Origin of the sequence: Virgibacillus halodenitrificans JCM 12304, assembly GCF_001310895.1 — a bacterium.
Taxonomy (GTDB): Bacteria; Bacillota; Bacilli; order Bacillales; family Amphibacillaceae; genus Virgibacillus_Q; species Virgibacillus_Q halodenitrificans.
Window position 1 is genome coordinate 1 of record NZ_BAZS01000020.1, and the last position, 17,599, is coordinate 17,599.

The window sequence follows — 17,599 nt, forward strand, 5'->3', positions numbered from 1 at the left end:
GTTCCGTTTAATCATGTAAGGTAAAGTTTTTTTATCCTCTTAATTTTGGTAATCTACAATACCTTTCTTTTAATTTTTTGCGGAAGTATATACGCTTGCAATTTCTTTTTCTAATTTTGTTTAAATTAGTTAGAATGGTTTAGGTCTATTTACCAACTAATTAATAGAAAAATCAGTTTTTAATTCATGTGAACTATATACTTCTAAAGATGAAATAGCTAGGATGAAATTAGAAGTGAAGTTAGACTATTTTGATAGGAGGAATAATATGAAGCAGAAACTACATCGTTTTTTTATTCTATCTTTAATTGCTCTATTAATGGCAGGAACTTTCCCTGCAGTGGGATTTGCTAAGAAATTTGATCCTGATTATAGCACTGATAATAATGTAGCAGAAGCAAATGGTGGAATGGTCGTTTCAGCACACCCGCTCGCATCTGAAATTGGAGCGGATATATTAAAGCGTAACGGAAATGCAGTTGACGCAGCAATCGCTATGCAATTTGCTTTAAATGTAACCGAACCAATGATGTCAGGCATTGGTGGTGGCGGATTCATGATGGTATACGATGAAGAAACAGAAGAAACAACTATAGTAAATAGTCGTGAACGTGCTCCAGCCGGGGCTACGCCGGATATGTTTCTAGATGAAAATGGGGAGCCAATTCCTTTTAAAGAACGTGTAATGCAAGGTACGTCTGTAGGAGTCCCGGGTACTTTGAAAGGCTTAGAAACAGCTCACCAGAAGTGGGGGACCCGTCCAATGCAACAACTAATCGGACCTGCAATTAAACTTGCTGATAAAGGCTTTCCAATTGATAGTGTGCTTGCTGACGCCATTGGTAATAATAAAGAAAAACTGCAACGAAGCGCTGCAGGTGATGTATTTTTGCCTAATGGCAGTGCACTTGAGGAAGGCGACATACTTATCCAAAAGGATCTAGCAAAAACATTAAAGTTAATTCGTTCCAAAGGTACAGGTGCATTTTATAATGGTGAGATTGCAGACTCTATTGCGGAGACTGTTCAACATTTTGGAGGATCCATGGAGGAAGAAGATTTAGCAACATATGATATTACTATTGATAAGCCAATATGGGGCGAATATCAAGGATATGAAATTGCAAGTATGCCACCCCCGAGTTCAGGAGGCGTTTTTTTACTTCAGATGCTTGGTATTCTGGATGGCTTTGACCTCTCCCAATATAATGCTAAGTCATGGGAAAAGTACCATTTATTAGCGGAAACTATGCATTTGGCATATGCAGACCGTGCAGCTTATGCAGGGGACCCTGAGTTTGTGGACGTTCCTTTAAAAGGATTACTTCACCCAGATTATATAAAAGAAAGACAGGCATTGATTGACTTGAATGCTGTCAATTTAAATCCGGTTGCAGGCGATCCTTGGAAATATGAAGATAGTACCCCAAACTATACTCAAATGAAGCAACCTGATGATCGGCAATATGGAGAAACAACTCATTTTACAGTTGCAGATAAATACGGAAATGTTGTTTCATATACTACTACTATTGAACAGCTGTTCGGATCAGGTATTATGGTACCAGACTATGGAATTATGCTAAATAATGAATTGACTGACTTTGATGCTGTGCCTGGTGGGGCAAACGAGGTTCAACCGAATAAACGGCCGCTAAGCAGTATGACACCTACGATAGTTTTTAATGATGAAGAGCCTGTGCTTACTGTTGGTTCGCCGGGAGGCCCGACAATTATAACATCTGTTTTGCAAACGATAATTAATTCGATTGAGTACGACATGGAGTTGCAGGACGCAATTGAGGAGCCTAGAATATATACAAATAATTTAAACTCTTACCGCTATGAAGAAGGTATTCCTATTTCTATTTTAAATCAATTAAACGAAATGGGTCATAACTTTGGCACTTCTCCTACAACAATAGGAAATGTTAATAGTATTTTGATAGATGAAGAAAATGAATTGATGAAAGGTGTAACAGATTCTAGTAGAAATGGTGCCGCATTTGGTGTGGACTTAAAAGGTAAAGATGAAGATGGTGATGAGGAAGAAGACGACGATGATGAGGAAAATGACAATGAAGATTAATAATTTTTAATGGTTTTTTGAAATTACTCTCACTCGCAGATGTGTGATTTTAAAGGAACTGGAAATAAAACAGATCAATATGAGTAAATAATTTGATGTACAGAAAGAACAAATAGGAAGATGACAGAAGCCGACATTAAGAGTGTCGGCTTTTTGTGATATCTTAACAAAGTATGTTATTCGAGTAAAATTTAGTATTACCTGATATAAAATTTTTAATATTAAATAAAATTTTAATGTAAATTCTTCATAAAATCTATTTATATCGTGACAGTTGCCTAGTCAATTTTTAATTATAAACATAGGCTAAAGCAATGTCGGGTTTAAAGGAGAATGAGCATGCACTTCAATGGAAGCAGAGGACCTAGATTTCATGAGCATTATAATCCTAGATTTATTGGACCGGGTTTTGGTGGTCTCACTCCACTTACTGCTGGATTAATTGGTGCTGGCCTCGGTTATTTAGGAGGAGAGTTGTTTCATCATGGTCCAGGGAGCTACGGGTATGGTTATCCCCCTGGCTACGGTGGGTATGGACCAGGTTATGGACCTTATTATCCAGGAGGACCAGGTTATGGCTATGCAGGTAATTATGGAGGATATCCTGGTTATGGAGGATATCCAGGCTATGGAAAGGGATATTATTAATTGTTTGAAGAAAAGCGGAAAAAATTTGCTCCCGCTTTTCTTTTTTATATGTTTCGTATAGGGGGGTGAGGGACATTGGGAAGGTGAAATCGAGTGTGAAAGTCTATCATGAGTATGATGACGGACATTGGGAAAGTGAAATCGAGTGTGAAAGTCTATCATGAGTATGATGACGGACATTGGGAGGGTGAAATCGAGTGCGAATTGTCTATCATGAGTATGATGACGGACATTGGGAAGGTGAAATCGAGTGTGAAAGTCTATCATGAGTATAATGACGAACATTGGGAGGGTGAAATCGAGTGTGAATGTCTATCATGAGTATGATGACGGACAATGGGAAGGTGAAATGGAGTGTGAATGTCTAACATGAATTGAATGAAGGACATTGGCGCGATGAAAATGCTCGTGAATGTCTATCATATTATTTGTCCTCGACATGGGAAGCTATATATCATATTCTCGGCGCTTTTCAGTTTCTTTGTCAAAAGAAGGTTGGTAAACTATATTGCTGTGAACCATTTTATTCCCGTTTTATACTAAGCTAAACTTTTAAACTCTCTCTATATATACATAACTTTCTTTTCCTTATACACATGCTATAATGTAACGAAAATAAGTGATTGATAGAATGGAGGAAATGATGGGGCATACAATAGCTAATCAACTATCGAATAAAACAGTCTACCCAATCTTATTTATTATAGGTACATGCCATTTACTTAATGATACGCTCCAAGCGGTCATCCCGGCGATGTTCCCTATATTGGAGAAATCAATGGGACTTACGTTTACGCAGTTAGGTTTTATTGCTTTTTCTTTAAATATGGTTTCCTCAGTCATGCAACCAGTAATCGGCATGTATGCAGATAAACAACCACGTCCATATGCTTTGCCAATAGGTCTCGCCAGTAGTATGCTCGGAATGGCTGGGTTGGCATTTGCACCAAATTTTGGATTAATTTTATTCAGTGTCTTATTTATTGGACTAGGATCTGCTATCTTTCATCCGGAAGGGTCCAGGGTTGCTTATCTTGCTGCTGGCCCACGTAGAGGCTTGGCGCAATCCATATATCAGGTTGGTGGAAATTCAGGACAAGCGTTGGCGCCTGTCATTACCGCCTTGGTACTTGTGCCCTTGGGCCAGTTCGGCGCTATTTGGTTCACCCTCATAGCCGGGATTGCTGTTTTTCTGTTAATACATATTGCAAGATGGTATACGTCCCAAATGCACGTTTTCTCTGCTCCCAAAAAGAGAAAGACAGAGGGCAGTTTATCTAAAAAGACCTCCAATGCTATCCGAAATACCCTAATTGTCCTTGTATTTCTGGTCTTTGCTCGTACATGGTATACAAGTGCTATTTCTAATTTTTATGCGTTTTACGCGATTGAAAACTACGGGCTTTCTATCGCAAAATCCCAAGTATATATTTTTACTTTTTTAATTATGGGCGCAGTTGGAACCTTTCTAGGTGGGCCATTTGCCGATCGATTTGGGAAGAGAAATGTTATATTATTGTCTTTTCTTGCAGCAGCCCCTTTAGCTATTGCTTTACCTTATGCTGGTCCTATTATTTCTATTATATTGCTTGGATTATTGGGAGTTATTATTATGTCCAGCTTCTCTGTGACCGTTGTATATGCGCAGGAATTGGTGCCTGGGAAAATAGGTATGATGTCAGGATTAATCGTTGGTTTAGCTTTTGGTATGGGCGCAATTGGTTCTGTAGTGCTCGGCTCTTTCATTGATTGGGTTGGCTTAACGCTACAATGATAACCATCTCTCTTTTTCCGCTTTTAGGAATCTTAACCTTTTTGCTTCCAAACGATCAAAAGGTAAGGGAATGGTATACCGATTAGGTAATGCAAATGAAAAGTAACTTAAACGGATGAGTGTAGGCTATTTGTCAATATAAAATCAGCATATTGTGTCCAGAGAAAAATCTCTCAATAACTTAATTTGTTTTAATGGACATGTATAGGGAATTAGTACAAATGGTATCTTGTAAAGTGGAGGAGTAAAATATAATGCTAGGAAAAAGAATTCGACACACCAAGCGATATCAGGAAATTATAAATGCATTTATTCGGAATGGATTCAGTCACGTGTTGTTTCGTATTGGTTTGACGGAACGAGGGGCAGCTAAAGACACTCAATCAGCAGCAAATGTTAATTTGCAACATGTCGGCCGAAAACTTCGAAATACACTGCAAGAGCTTGGACCGACATTTATTAAGCTTGGTCAAATCGCAAGTTCTCGCCACGATGCACTACCGGAAGAAATCATTACAGAACTTGAAAAGTTGCAGGATCACGTGCAATTTTTTTCATTTGATAAGGTTCAACAAATAGTAGAGGAAGAACTTGGAGATTCAATAAATCAGCTGTTTCAGCATGTACATGAGGAGCCTCTGGCGACAGCATCTATTGGACAGATACATGTGGGAAAACTACATAACGGGGAAGATGTAGCAATTAAAGTACAACGTCCGGATATTGAAGATCGAATGGAAACAGACTTAGAAATAGTTCAAGGACTGGGTCGATTACTTGAAGAGAGAACAAGTTGGGCACGGAGTTACCGAATCCTGGACATTATTGAAGAGTTTTCGGACTCCTTGCGTAATGAATTAAGTTATATCAGGGAAGGGCAGAATAATGAACGAATTGCCAAACAGTTCACTAATAATCCAACGGTTTATATTCCGAAAATATATTGGGATCTTACCAGTGAGAAAGTATTGACGATGGAGTTAATTAAAGGGATAAAAGTAACAAAATGTGATGAATTAGATATGCAAGGCTATGATCGCAAACTAATTGCAAAACGTCTTGTCGATGCTATGCTCCAACAAATTGTAGATCATGGATTTTTTCATGGGGACTCACGCGGGAAATGTTTATGTTCTACCGGGAAATACGGTAGCCTTTCTGGATTTTGGAATGGCAAGACGAATTAGTGAAGAACTAAATTATCATTTTGCTTCCATCATCATCCATTTACAGGTTGGAAACACAGATGCCATTATTAAAACATTTTCATCTATGGAGATTATGCACGAAGAGACAGATATAAAACGGTTGAAACGTGATTTGGATGATCTTCAGTTAAAATATGAAGAGACTTTGGCAAATAAAAATAGCCTAGGCAAAATTGTTCTTGAAATATTTACAATTGCTTATCATCATAAAGTTGCTATCCCTGCTGAAATTTCAATCCTTAGCAAAGTAATTTTGATTCTAGAGGGAGTAATTAATCGATTAGATCCTGATTTTAGTATTATGAAAGCAGTTGAACCATATGCTAAAAAACTGATACGCAGACGTTATCACCCGAAAAAATTGATGGAGATCGATTAAGGAACTAATGGAAAGCGCTGATATTTTAACGAACTTGCCCAAAGACATGAAAGAAATTATGTCTGTTATTAAAAAAGGTAAAGTAAGACTTGATATAAATGTCAGTCAGCTGGAATCAGTAATGCATCGGCTAGACCGTATTAGTAATCGTCTTTCCTTTAGTATTATTTTGCTGTCATTTAGCATATTAATGGCAGGGCTGATTATTGGAGCAGCCATAACTGGCCAGACGACAATGCTTTGGGACTTACCGATTATTGAAATTGGTACTGTTATTGCAGTATTGTTGTTTATATTAATGATCTATACCATTATAAAATCTGGACGAATGTAAAAGTGGCTCTATCATTTGATAGAGCCACTTTCTCTTATGAAAGAGAAAAAACTAAAGTGAGAGAACCATCCATTTTTTGCAGGCGAAAGCCAGAGGATAGCTATTAATTTAATGTAAATAAGGCGCGAGTTGTTGAAGCTTATCTTCTGGTAAAGCTTGTTCTATCATAGGGAAAATTTCTCGCTCTTCTCTTCGGATGTGATCCTCCAATAGGTGTCCAAGTTCATTCATCTCCAATGTCGCCATGGATTGCTTTAAGAGGAGATCCATGCTTGCTCGGATTTTTTTATGTTCTTCAAGCATTAGTTTGATGAGAGGGTGCTCTATGTCCCCTACTTCTGCATAAGCAGGGAGAAGAAATTCCTCTTCTTCCCTAAAGTGCCGCAGTCCATCTGGCTTCCAGAATTGCTCTGCATCCTGAAGGATTTGTTTCACCGTCCATCTGCTTTCTTTCGTTCCGGCTCGCTTTAGTTTTAATGCTAGATGTAAACCAATCATATGATGGCGAGATAGCGGCTTTAATACCTCGTGACGTTTTATGCCTTTTTTCGACAACGTGTATACCACCTTTCATCTTCATCGAGCTTTTATTGTTGATTCCATTGCAAATGTTGGGGTACAAACGCACTTTGCTTCTTCATAGTTGGAGGAAACTGCGACGTAACTTTATTGATGAAAAGCTCAGTGAAATATTTGAGGAGAACTGCCCCATTGATTTCCACTGCAGGGGGACGCTTTCCGCCGGCATGGCTTCAGCCGCTTCCTCCGCTACGCTTCGTGCAGGGTCTTCAGCTCATGCTATTCCGGCAGGAGTCGCCCCCTTCCGCTCCAATCAATTGGTATGTGCCATTGATTAATTTGAGGTATTGAATAAGTAGCTCTTATCTTTAATAGCTTTGAGATATACACCTTAGCGAAGGGGAAATATGGAGACTCCTGCGTGAGGAGGCTCATCAGCCGCCCGCGGAAAGCGGAATATTTCCCCGTAGCGGTGATTTACGCAGCCTCTATATTCTTAGTTACGTCGCAGTATATCTATTTTCCGAATCATTGAATACCCTCAACATATATATTAGAACTTTATTGTTATTATAGCATGGTGAATATAAAAAAGAGGAGCAACGATGAATCGATACTCCATAAGTACTTCTTTATCTATTAAGATGAGGTTTTCTCATCTTCATATTCGATAGTGGTCCCGTCTTTTAGAGTTAATTGGACTTCAAAATCCAAATACTCCTTATCAAGGTCAAACGTATCTAAAATTTCTTTAACAGCTTGCTCTTTATTTGTATCTTTATTAATAGTTAATTTTGTAACATTGGGGTAAAGCTGATCGAATGCTGCTTTTCCGTTCAAATTATTGTCCTCAAATTCATTATTTAAATTGGCCGTAAGCTGTTTATTATCATACTCTATTTCAGCTTCGTATTCTTTGTTATTCGGATAATTAACTTCGAGTTCAAATTCATTATAATCGATATCTTCTAATTTTTTGTTAATATCCTCTTTATCGGCATCAATAGAAGACTGCTGCTCATTACTATCTCCCTCTGTATCTTGATTCTCCTCGTTTTCCATTTCTTCTGTTTGGTTACTCTGCTCTTCAGATTCAGCTGTGTTATTATTTTTATCTGCATTTTCATTTTCTGTCTGCCCGCAAGCAGTGATAAATAGTGCTGTAATAAAAAGAACGGAAATCATTAAAAAACGTTTCATAGTACCCCTCCTTAAAAATTGTGTTAGTCAGCATTTCCCATGAGAAAGGGCTGCTAAACCAGAAAGATCGACAATACTTCACTGAAATTTTCATCAAAAAAGTTACTTCTCAGTATATCTATAATCCAAATTACTTAAGATTCACGTCCCAGCTAGAAAAATAGAAAGCTGCCCCATTGAGTCGGGACAGCTTATTTCTTATAATACTTTTAGTTCTTTCGGGAAGGAGGTGAGAACCTCTCTTTCGCCATTTTCATTAATAAACACTTCATCTTCAATTCTTACACCGCCAAGTTCTGGCAGATAGATACCTGGTTCAATAGTGAAAAAGAGGCCAGCTTCTGCTATTTCTTCATTTTTATTATGAATGGAAGGCTCTTCATGTACCTCAATCCCCAAACCATGTCCAACTCGATTGTGAAAATAGTCTCCATAGCCGCTTTCATTAATTACGTTTCTCGCAGCGATATCAAAGTTCTTTAATGGTACCCCTGCTTTTACTGCTTCAATACCTGCTTCATTCGATTCTAGTACAATATTATAGATTTCTTTTTGTTTGTCTGATGCCTCTCCAATTACGAATGTTCTTGTGATATCAGAACAATAGCCTTTTGGTGTAATTACTCCAAAATCAATAAGTAGGAAATCACCCTTTTTGAATGCACGATCCCCTGGAACACCATGGGGAAGGGCGGACTTTTCACCAGCTAATACGATGGTAGAAAAGGAAGGCCCTGAAGCACCAAATTTTTTCATAAGAAATTCTAGTTCAGCTGCAAGCACTGCTTCCGTCATACCGATTTTAACTTTCTTAATTCCTTCTTCAAGGACTTTCTCGATAATATCTACAGCCTCCTGAAGGTAATTGATCTCTTCTCTCGACTTTTTCAGGCGCTGGTTATTTATATCCTCTTGGATGTCTTTGTAAGAAGCTTTAGGGAAAGCAGCTTGTAGCTTTTGGTGGCGAAACATGCTGACATGTTTTGTTTCTACGCCAATTTTTTCGATGTTCTCACCGAGTTCATCTTTTAATACAACAAAAGGATCTTGTTCATCAGAAATAGGGATGCTATTTTTAATCACCGAGTCCTGGTCTGCCATTTCTTTATCTAATGCTGGTACAAAAAGTTTTAAGTCATCTTTACGATTATCCACAACAAATGCCATAAAACGTTCATGAGGGTCTGAGTTAAAACCAGTGTAATAAAAAACATTGGATGGGTCTGTGATTAAAGCGATGTCGATATTCTTTTTAGTTAAACTGCTTTTTAGTTGTCTAATTCTTTCTTGATGGTCAATAGTCATAACAAATCCTCCATGCATCATTCCGTTTGATGCCAATTTTAATTGATTAGCTCTTTATCTACCTTCATTAAATTATAGTTGGAAAAGAGCACCCAAATAAATGATAACACCTTTTTTCTTCACTTTCACGTGGTGCAAATATATAAATTATTGTTTTTATAAATTATCTTGCTATATGTTGTTTACTCATTCTTCTAAAAGTGGAGGTATTCTCCTTTCAAAACGGTAATAGTGAACTACCGAAAGGCACTCAAAATGGACTTCCCTCTATAAACCTTCTAAAATAGACAATATTATGAGTGATAGGGAGACGTTATTATGAGTATTGCAGAACAAAAACTTGGTTCTCAAGGTGTCGTTAAAAGTTTCTTTCAGTATTTTATTCCTACAATCTTGGGGATGATGCTGATGTCCGTCAACATTGTGATTGATGGCATCTTTGTTGGAAACGGTATTGGTTCTGTTGCACTGGCAAGTATTAACGTGGCTGTCCCTGTATGGTCAGTTATTATATCCATCTCCTTGCTCATCGGGATTGGTGGGGGAACGCTTTACTCTATGGCGACTGGAGCTGGAAAAGGAGAAGAAGCTAAGCAAATCTTTACAACTTCCATGGTCTTAGTTACTATTAGCATCAGTATTATTGGAGGCGCAAGTTATTTAGCTTCAGAGCAACTAGCAAATTTATTCGGAGCAAACGAGGAAACATTGCCTTATGCTGTGGATTATTTGCAAATAATTTTTTTATCGTCTGTTATCATTGCATGGGAGAACGTGATTAGTATTTTCCTACGTAATGATGGAGCACCAAAGCTGGCGATGACTGGACTTATTGTGTCAGCTATACTAAATATTGTCCTCAATTATTGGATGATATTTGTTTTGGATTGGGAAGTGAAAGGGGCAGCATTAGCTACGGTTCTAGCAACAGTTGCTGGTTTATTTGTTTATTTGTTGCATTTTTTCAATAGAAATGCAGGTTTACGATTTACTCGAGCTCGCTTTAAAAATTCGCTCATTCGTCCAATCTCCAAGCTTGGATTTCCAAACTTTCTTTCAGAGGCAGGCACGGGTGTGTTTGTAATGGGGTATAATCTTGGAATGGCATATTATGCTGGTACGACTGGACTCGCCGCATTTTCTGTAATCAATTATCTGCATACCTTTATGTTTTTGGCCTTTATTGGAATAGGATCCTCCATTCAACCAATGATCAGTTATTACTATGGTGCGAAAAAATTCAATGCCATTAAAGAAACAGTAAAAATTGCTGAAATAACCGGATTTGGGCTTGGCATTCTATTTATTATCATAGGTTATGTAGGATCGGATTTCCTTGTTTCTATATTCGGCGTAGCAACAGAGGAAATACGCGATCTCGCGATAAGTGGAATAAAGCTTTTCTTTATAGGATATCTTTTTATGGGGACAAATTTCATATATATGACTTATTATCAATCGATCGGTTATGTAAGACCTTCTATTTGGATCACATTGTTCAGAGGATTTATTCTATTAATTGCCTCACTGCTCATCCTGCCAGTTTGGTTTGGTACTACTGGAATTTGGTTAGCCTTGCCAATATCAGAAGGCTTAGTTGCTATTGTTCTACTGATTTATGCTAGAAAAGAAGTAATGAAACGAAAATGGAATCAGAAAGTTTAGTAGTATTGCATTGGGCTTCTGGCAGAACGTAAATAATTATTTCTAAAAAACAATACTAAAAAACGATTGGCTTAACGGACAGGATGTCAGCCAATCGTTTTTCTTTTGGATGAAGAAAGGATATTTAATTCTTCTCTATATTTAGCAATCGTACGACGAGAAATCGTTATGCCGTTCTTCTTAAAATGATCTGCAAGTTTTTGATCAGAAAGGGGCCTCTTTCTATTTTCTTGTTGTATTAATTGCTTTAAACGGAGTTTTATCTGGGTTGCAGATGCCTCAGTCCCATTATCGCCAGCAATCTTTCCTGTGAAAAGCTTTCTCATCTCAAAGCAACCTATTGGTGTTCGAATCACCTTATTGCTTGTTGCCCTGCTAATCGTTGATTCATGCATTCCGATTTGGTCAGCAATCTCTTTCAGGGTCATTGGCTTTAAGTGAGTAAACCCTTTTTCAAGAAATGGCTGCTGTCTTTCCACAATAGCTTTTGTAATATTTATAATGGTAGTTTTGCGTTGTTCTATGCTTTTTATCAGCCATTTGTACTTATGGTAGTTCTCCCTTATAAAGGCTCCTGCATTTGATTGCGTTTGCTTCAAGTGAAGATAAGCTTCATTCAGCCTTACTTTTGGCATAAACGGATCATGAAAAGTAATGGAATATTCGCCGTTCACTTTCTCTATGGAGACATCTGGATAAAGTATTTGTGTTTCCGAATCTACACTTGCGGAATAGGGCCTGGGATGAAGGGAAGTAATTAAATTAGCTAACTCACTTAATTCCTTTTTAGAAATATTAAGTAATTTACCTAGTTCCTGCCACTTTTTATCAGCTAAGAGGTCAAGGTATTCTGCAATAACACACGTGAGCAATGGTTTATCCGGATAATAATGTTTGGCTTGAATAGTTAGGCATTCCTTCAGGTTTCGGGAGCCGACTCCAATAGGTTCCAATTGCTGCAATTTATCTATTACCTTCGCCACTTTTTCTGTCGATATACAAAGATCTTCAGCTATCTTTCTATCTTGCATTGGTATGTAGCCATGATCATCCAAATTAAGAATAATATATTTCATTATTTTTTGTTCTTGTTTTGTAATGGAAAGGTAATTTACTTGTTCAAGTAAATCCTCACATCGATTCGAGTTTTTACTTGCAATAGTTGACAAAGGATTAAAATTATTGTCTTGTGTATTTACTGTCCTGGAAGCAGAAGAGCTTTCTCCATAATAATTGTCTAAGCCAAGCGTTTGCTCTTCCAGCTCAATCAATGGATTTTCCGTAGCGTGTTCCTGAATGAAATGCGATAATTCCAACGCGGAATATTGTAAGAGGGCAATAGATTGCCTGAGCTCTGTTGTCATAACTAAGTTCATTGTTTGTTTTTGAAAAAGACCTAGTTCCATAATCAACCCCCCCAGTTATTTTAAAACAAGTATGCGCTTACATAGTTATTGAAAATAGTATGTATATCATCCTATTATTATACTAAACAATTTTATTCTTTTTGTATAGGGGAACATAAAGAATGAAGAACTAGGTACATGCAATGTTGCTTTCAAGCTGGTATGTTTTCTTATACCGGAAAACAGGTATAATAGGAATAGCTTGGTCAAGAGAAGGAGGGACAATCATGTTCAAGAAGAAAAAAGCAAAGCACTCTCCAGAATTAGAGGAATTTAACGCTGAGGAAGCGATTAAGGGCAAAAGTTCTTATTTCACGGATCAAGCGTTTAAAGATAAATTAGGTAAGTATGCCAAAAAGCTAGGGATTAAAATATCTTACTATAGTTTATTACTGTTCTATGCGTTCAAAAGTCCTGCAACTTCAAAGAAGGATAAGTTAACGATTGCTGGAGCTTTGGGTTATTTAATTCTACCAGTAGACGCCATTCCGGATTTCATTCCTGTAGCAGGTTTAACAGATGATGCCAGTGTCATTCTTTATGCTGTTTACCGAGTAATCTCAAGTATTGATGATGATGTTAAGGCACGAGCTGATCAGAAAATGAAGAAGCTTTTTGGAGTTCATTATCTGGCGAAAACAGAAGATATCGATAGTAAACTGAATCCCACTACTTAAAACACAAACCGGAAGTTTATCTTCCGGTTTGTGTTTTATTACCCTCATCGGAGACCTTCACTTGCATATCATTAGAGACACTTTTCCGGAAATTGTTTTTCTCCTTAAACACATTTTCCATTATTAGAGAAAGTGAGATGCCGACTAATAAACCGTTACTAATAAGTGGCTGTATCGTTTCTGGTAGTGACTCAAAATTGTATTCGGGCATTGTCATGATAATGATGCCACAAAAAATAGGTATACCTAACCTGTAAACGTTCATTGTACTGAATTCTACTTCTTTAAAAAAATTCCATAATGAACCCAATAATTGCAAGTAAGCAACAAACAACACGGCACTCCCAATACTGAGTGGAAGCAAGGAAAAGAATTGTCCAATGATGGGGATTACGCCCATCATTAAAAACATGGCTCCTCCTAGAGCGAAGGGGAGAATTCTATAAATTGCCGTCTGTTTTAGAAAGCCAATGGACGAAACGTATGGGGCGTATGGCACAAGCCCAAATAAAGCTGCAATACAAGTGGAAATCCCTGTAAGAGTAAAAGAAGCGCGATATTGTTGCTTGGTGGTATGGTTTCCATAGAATTCATCCGTTCCTTTAAGCGCACCAAAGGTATTTGCTGTGTTTAATATACCAGTTAAAACAGCGGTGATAATAATGCCACTATTCCATGTCGGACTACCTAAAGGAAATATTTTATAACTTTCTGGTTGTGTTGAACTTATTCCGTTATTCGGTTTAAATATAATTTCATATAAAATCCAACCAACAATGATCCCAATTAGCAAACTATATCGACTTATAGGAGCTGGGGCTTTTACCGTTATAATCATAACAAAGATGGCAATTAGTATTGATAACAACGAAATGGTCACATTAATATGGCCAGATGGGGTATGCTGTCCAAAAGGAATCCCAAGCATACCTTTCATAAAAATCCCAATCAATTGGCATCCAAATAAAAACATAAAGACACCCATTACAGAAGAATTAAATAATAAAGCTAACCTCGGCCCCCATCCTGCCAAACCAATCAATACAGTCAAGCCTCCCGATAGGAGAACACCTACTGTTAAACTGCCCCCCACTTCTTCCATAGAGACACCTTGTGCAGAAGCGGTTGTAATTACTGTTAAAATTACCCCCCACCATAATCCCGATTGCCCTTCCATAATGGCCCGTTGATGGCCAAGAAAAGCTTGTAAGATACAAGCAATCCCAGTCACTATAAAGGAAAGCTGGATCAATGGAATGGTTTCTTCCTGTGATAGGGAGAATGCAGCACCGATAGTAATAGGGATAACGATAATATTTGAAAAGATAAAGAACAACCATTGAATCCCTGCAAACCAGTTAGAAGGAAGGCGTAACTCTTTCACTCTTTTTCACCTGCTTACTATTTAATGATTGAAAATTATTTTTATTCGGTTTAATTAATACTATTACTTTAGCAGATTAAACATAGAAAATCATTATTATTTATGCAGAATGTGGAAAATGGTAAACAACTCCTAGAAATCTCTTGATAATTAAAAAAATTGTTATAAAAATCGTTAATTCATGCTCAAAGCCCTGCAAATTTTGTCGATAATAGAGGTGACAGTTTACTGATTGGTATATCAGAAGTCATTCGGCTGTTAATAACTATAAAAGAAGGTAACGTCTAATGAAAAAGTTTAATTTTCACTCTCTAAAACCAAAATTGGTGATTGTATCAATACTATTACTTGTGATACCAATGACAATTCTTGGTTTTATCAGCTATTCAAAGTCTAAGGAAAGTCTTAATGAGCTTGGAATTACGAATTTGAAAAATAGCGTTGAAATGACACTTGGAACGATCCATTCTTTAAACGAGGAAGTAGAACGGGGAGATCTGTCATTGGAAGAAGCTCAAGAGAAAGTTAAAAAATCGATTCTTGGTGAAAAGGGAAATGACGGAACTAGACCGATTAATCCAAATATTGATTTAGGAGAGCATGGTTATATTTTTATCTTGGATGAAGACGGCACCCAGATCGCACATCCTACTCATGAAGGAGATAATAATTGGGATAGTGCAGATCCTAATGGCTTCATGTCAACCCAAGCTATTATAAAGCAAGGTGAACGTGGTGGGCTAACTTATTTTCATTGGCCCTTACCGAACAATGAAGATGTAATTGAAAAGAAGGTTGCTTATTCGAAGACAGATCCTACATGGGGATGGACGGTTGCAGCGAGCACATATATGATGGATTTTAATAAATCTGCTCAGCAAATTTTAAATGTGATTATTATAGTAGGAGTATTAGCAATACTTTTAGGTGCTACAGTGATATGGATTTTTGCTAACAAAATTACTAAACCGATTAATTTGGTTGCAGAAGAAATGAATTATTTGTCGAATGGGGATTTGAGTCGAGAAGAAGTTATCGTGAGGACGAAAGATGAGACACGACAGCTTGCTGATGCGATGAACCATCTTCAACAGAGATTGAGAGGGATTATTTCTAATGTCGCTAGAGCATCAAAAAAAATGACCTCTCAAAGTGAAGAACTAACGCAATCAGCAACAGAAGTAAAAGAAGGGTCAGAACAAGTAGCTATTACAATGCAGGAACTTGCAAGTGGAGCTGAGAACCAAGCCAATAGTGCAAGTGAATTATCTACATCAATGCAAACATTTACTGAACAAGTAGAGGATGCAAATGAAAAAGGAAAAATGATTGAAAACTCATCTGGGACGGTTATGGAGATTACAAAAGAAGGAAATGATTTAATGGTTTCTTCCATGTTACAAATGGAGAAGATTGACCAAATTGTAAAAGAAGCAGTTCAAAAGGTGAGTGGACTAGATGAACAAACGCAAGAAATATCCAAGTTGGTAGCTGTAATAAAAGCAATTGCTGATCAAACGAATCTACTTGCTTTAAATGCGGCTATTGAAGCAGCAAGAGCGGGTGAGCATGGAAAAGGGTTTGCGGTGGTGGCTGATGAAGTGAGAAAATTGGCTGAACAGGTTGCATCGTCTGTTACCGATATTACAAATATTGTAGAATCCATTCAAAATGAATCGAGTATTGTTACTGATTCTCTAGAAAGCGGTTATCAAGAAGTTAAACAAGGAACTAACCAAATTCAAGAAACTGGTGAACGCTTCAACCGAATTGAAGACGCAGTTAATGATGTTGTCAGCAGTATTAAAGGCGTCTCTGATAATTTGGCTAGAATAGTGAATGACAGTCAAAAAATGAGCAGCTCTATTGAAGACATTGCTGCCATTTCAGAAGAATCAGCAGCTGGAATTGAGGAAACATCGGCTTCTTCCCAACAAACGACTAGTTCTATGGAACAAGTATCCGCAAATTCGCAGTCATTAGCTGACCTCGCTGAAGAACTAAATGAAGTAGTAAATGAATTTAAACTATAAAAATGGTTTGGGACTATCAATTTTAACCTTCTTAGCAAAGATGAAATTTAACAAAAGACGGACGCTTTAATAAGCTTCTGTCTTTTTGTAGCTTCGCTAACGGGTTCTACGTTAAAATTATTGTGAGGTTAAATAGAAGGAGAGTACAAATTGCAAAAACAAATTTTAAAAAATGACTGGGCTGATTTACTAGCAGAAGAGTTTGAAAAAGAGTACTATATTGCGTTGCGAGAGTTTTTAAAAGGTGAATACAATAATCATAACGTTTACCCACAAATGGATGATATTTTTAATGCATTGCATCTTACTCCATTTAAGGATGTGAAAGTGGTTATACTTGGGCAGGATCCTTATCATGGGCCGAATCAAGCGCAAGGTCTCAGTTTTTCAGTGCAGAAAGGTGTAAAAGTACCGCCGTCTTTAAAAAATATTTTTCAAGAATTAGAGAATGATATTGGATGTCCAAAGCCTGATCATGGAGATTTAACAAAATGGACAAGACAGGGTGTATTGCTTCTGAATTCTGTTCTTACAGTTAGAGAGGGGCAGCCACACTCTCATCAAAATAAAGGATGGGAGATTTTTACCAATCGGGTAATCGAAGTCTTAAACAAAAAGGAAGCACCAATCGTCTATATTCTTTGGGGAAGGGCCGCACAAAAGAAGGAGGAACTAATTAACGTAGAAAAACACACTATAATTAGATCTCCCCATCCAAGCCCCTTCTCTGCAAGACGCGGTTTTTTTGGCAGTAAGCCATTTTCAAAAACGAATCAATACTTGAGAAAGTCTAAACAAACCGAAGTGGATTGGTGTCTAGACTAAAAAGTATACAAACAAATTTGCTTTTCATGATCTCAGATGCGTTGTTTTAAACTAATAACTTTGCAGGCGCAGAATGGTAAAAAAAGCAATTAATTCGCTAAACTAAAACTACTCTCAAGTAAAATAGTAATTTTATTTCATAACGGTTTAATG

General features: G+C 37.4%; 14 protein-coding genes and 2 pseudogenes. 11 read left to right on the plus strand and 5 right to left on the minus strand.

What is annotated here, in order from left to right; genetic code table 11:
- Nucleotides 1–268: 268 nt before the first annotated feature.
- The 7 genes and pseudogenes from ggt (at nt 269) to JCM12304_RS20080 (ending at nt 6,432) form a co-directional block, all read left to right on the plus strand.
- Complete coding sequence (gene ggt, locus JCM12304_RS11265; protein WP_060680424.1) at nt 269–2,089, plus strand: gamma-glutamyltransferase; 1,821 nt, start codon at nt 269–271, stop codon at nt 2,087–2,089.
- A gap of 339 nt (nt 2,090–2,428) precedes the next feature.
- Nucleotides 2,429–2,737, plus strand: a complete 309-nt coding sequence (locus JCM12304_RS19690) for a hypothetical protein (RefSeq protein ID WP_060680426.1) — start codon at nt 2,429–2,431, stop codon at nt 2,735–2,737.
- Nucleotides 2,738–2,845: 108 nt separating this feature from the next.
- A complete protein-coding gene (locus JCM12304_RS11275; protein WP_060680427.1) occupies nt 2,846–3,058 on the plus strand; it encodes a hypothetical protein in 213 nt (70 codons plus the stop codon).
- Between the two features lie 310 nt (nt 3,059–3,368).
- Nucleotides 3,369–4,597, plus strand: a pseudogene (locus tag JCM12304_RS11280) (MFS transporter).
- A gap of 168 nt (nt 4,598–4,765) precedes the next feature.
- A pseudogene (locus JCM12304_RS11285) lies at nt 4,766–5,711 on the plus strand (ABC1 kinase family protein); the annotation flags it as partial.
- Nucleotides 5,712–5,792: 81 nt separating this feature from the next.
- Nucleotides 5,793–6,098 carry a hypothetical protein gene (locus JCM12304_RS20495; protein ID WP_501981722.1) on the plus strand — a complete coding sequence of 102 codons (306 nt, stop codon included), beginning with the start codon at nt 5,793–5,795 and terminating at the stop codon, nt 6,096–6,098.
- A 46-nt stretch (nt 6,099–6,144) separates the two neighbouring features.
- A complete protein-coding gene (locus JCM12304_RS20080; RefSeq protein WP_256200818.1) occupies nt 6,145–6,432 on the plus strand; it encodes a hypothetical protein in 288 nt (95 codons plus the stop codon).
- Nucleotides 6,433–6,540: 108 nt separating this feature from the next.
- On the opposite strand, the gene JCM12304_RS11290 is transcribed toward JCM12304_RS20080, so the two are convergent.
- The 3 genes from JCM12304_RS11290 to JCM12304_RS11300 all read right to left on the minus strand — a co-directional run bounded on the left by JCM12304_RS11290 (nt 6,541) and on the right by JCM12304_RS11300 (nt 9,456).
- Complete coding sequence (locus tag JCM12304_RS11290; RefSeq protein ID WP_082388031.1) at nt 6,541–6,987, minus strand: hemerythrin domain-containing protein; 447 nt, start codon at nt 6,985–6,987, stop codon at nt 6,541–6,543.
- Between the two features lie 603 nt (nt 6,988–7,590).
- A complete protein-coding gene (locus JCM12304_RS11295; protein WP_019378840.1) occupies nt 7,591–8,151 on the minus strand; it encodes a YusW family protein in 561 nt (186 codons plus the stop codon).
- 198 nt (nt 8,152–8,349) lie between these two features.
- Entirely contained in the window at nt 8,350–9,456 is a 1,107-nt protein-coding gene (locus tag JCM12304_RS11300) for a M24 family metallopeptidase (protein ID WP_060680429.1), read from the minus strand.
- A 318-nt stretch (nt 9,457–9,774) separates the two neighbouring features.
- Between JCM12304_RS11300 and JCM12304_RS11305 the strand changes: the two genes are divergently transcribed.
- On the plus strand, nt 9,775–11,121 hold the full coding sequence (locus JCM12304_RS11305; RefSeq protein ID WP_060680431.1) for an MATE family efflux transporter: 1,347 nt from the start codon (nt 9,775–9,777) through the stop codon (nt 11,119–11,121).
- A gap of 86 nt (nt 11,122–11,207) precedes the next feature.
- On the opposite strand, the gene rpoN is transcribed toward JCM12304_RS11305, so the two are convergent.
- Nucleotides 11,208–12,527 carry an RNA polymerase factor sigma-54 gene (gene rpoN, locus JCM12304_RS11310; RefSeq protein ID WP_060680433.1) on the minus strand — a complete coding sequence of 440 codons (1,320 nt, stop codon included), beginning with the start codon at nt 12,525–12,527 and terminating at the stop codon, nt 11,208–11,210.
- 227 nt (nt 12,528–12,754) lie between these two features.
- Between rpoN and JCM12304_RS11315 the strand changes: the two genes are divergently transcribed.
- Nucleotides 12,755–13,204: a YkvA family protein gene (locus JCM12304_RS11315; RefSeq protein ID WP_019378844.1), complete on the plus strand. Its 450-nt coding sequence runs from the start codon at nt 12,755–12,757 to the stop codon at nt 13,202–13,204.
- 16 nt (nt 13,205–13,220) lie between these two features.
- Here the strand turns inward: JCM12304_RS11315 and JCM12304_RS11320 are convergent, their stop codons facing one another.
- Nucleotides 13,221–14,588 carry a uracil/xanthine transporter gene (locus JCM12304_RS11320; RefSeq protein ID WP_060680435.1) on the minus strand — a complete coding sequence of 456 codons (1,368 nt, stop codon included), beginning with the start codon at nt 14,586–14,588 and terminating at the stop codon, nt 13,221–13,223.
- A gap of 287 nt (nt 14,589–14,875) precedes the next feature.
- Here JCM12304_RS11320 and JCM12304_RS11325 point away from each other — a divergent pair, with 287 nt between their 5' ends.
- Together JCM12304_RS11325 and JCM12304_RS11330 are read left to right on the plus strand one after the other, a co-directional pair.
- Entirely contained in the window at nt 14,876–16,621 is a 1,746-nt protein-coding gene (locus JCM12304_RS11325; protein ID WP_060680436.1) for a methyl-accepting chemotaxis protein, read from the plus strand.
- Nucleotides 16,622–16,771: 150 nt separating this feature from the next.
- Nucleotides 16,772–17,446, plus strand: a complete 675-nt coding sequence (locus JCM12304_RS11330) for a uracil-DNA glycosylase (RefSeq protein ID WP_060680438.1) — start codon at nt 16,772–16,774, stop codon at nt 17,444–17,446.
- Nucleotides 17,447–17,599 lie beyond the last annotated feature (153 nt).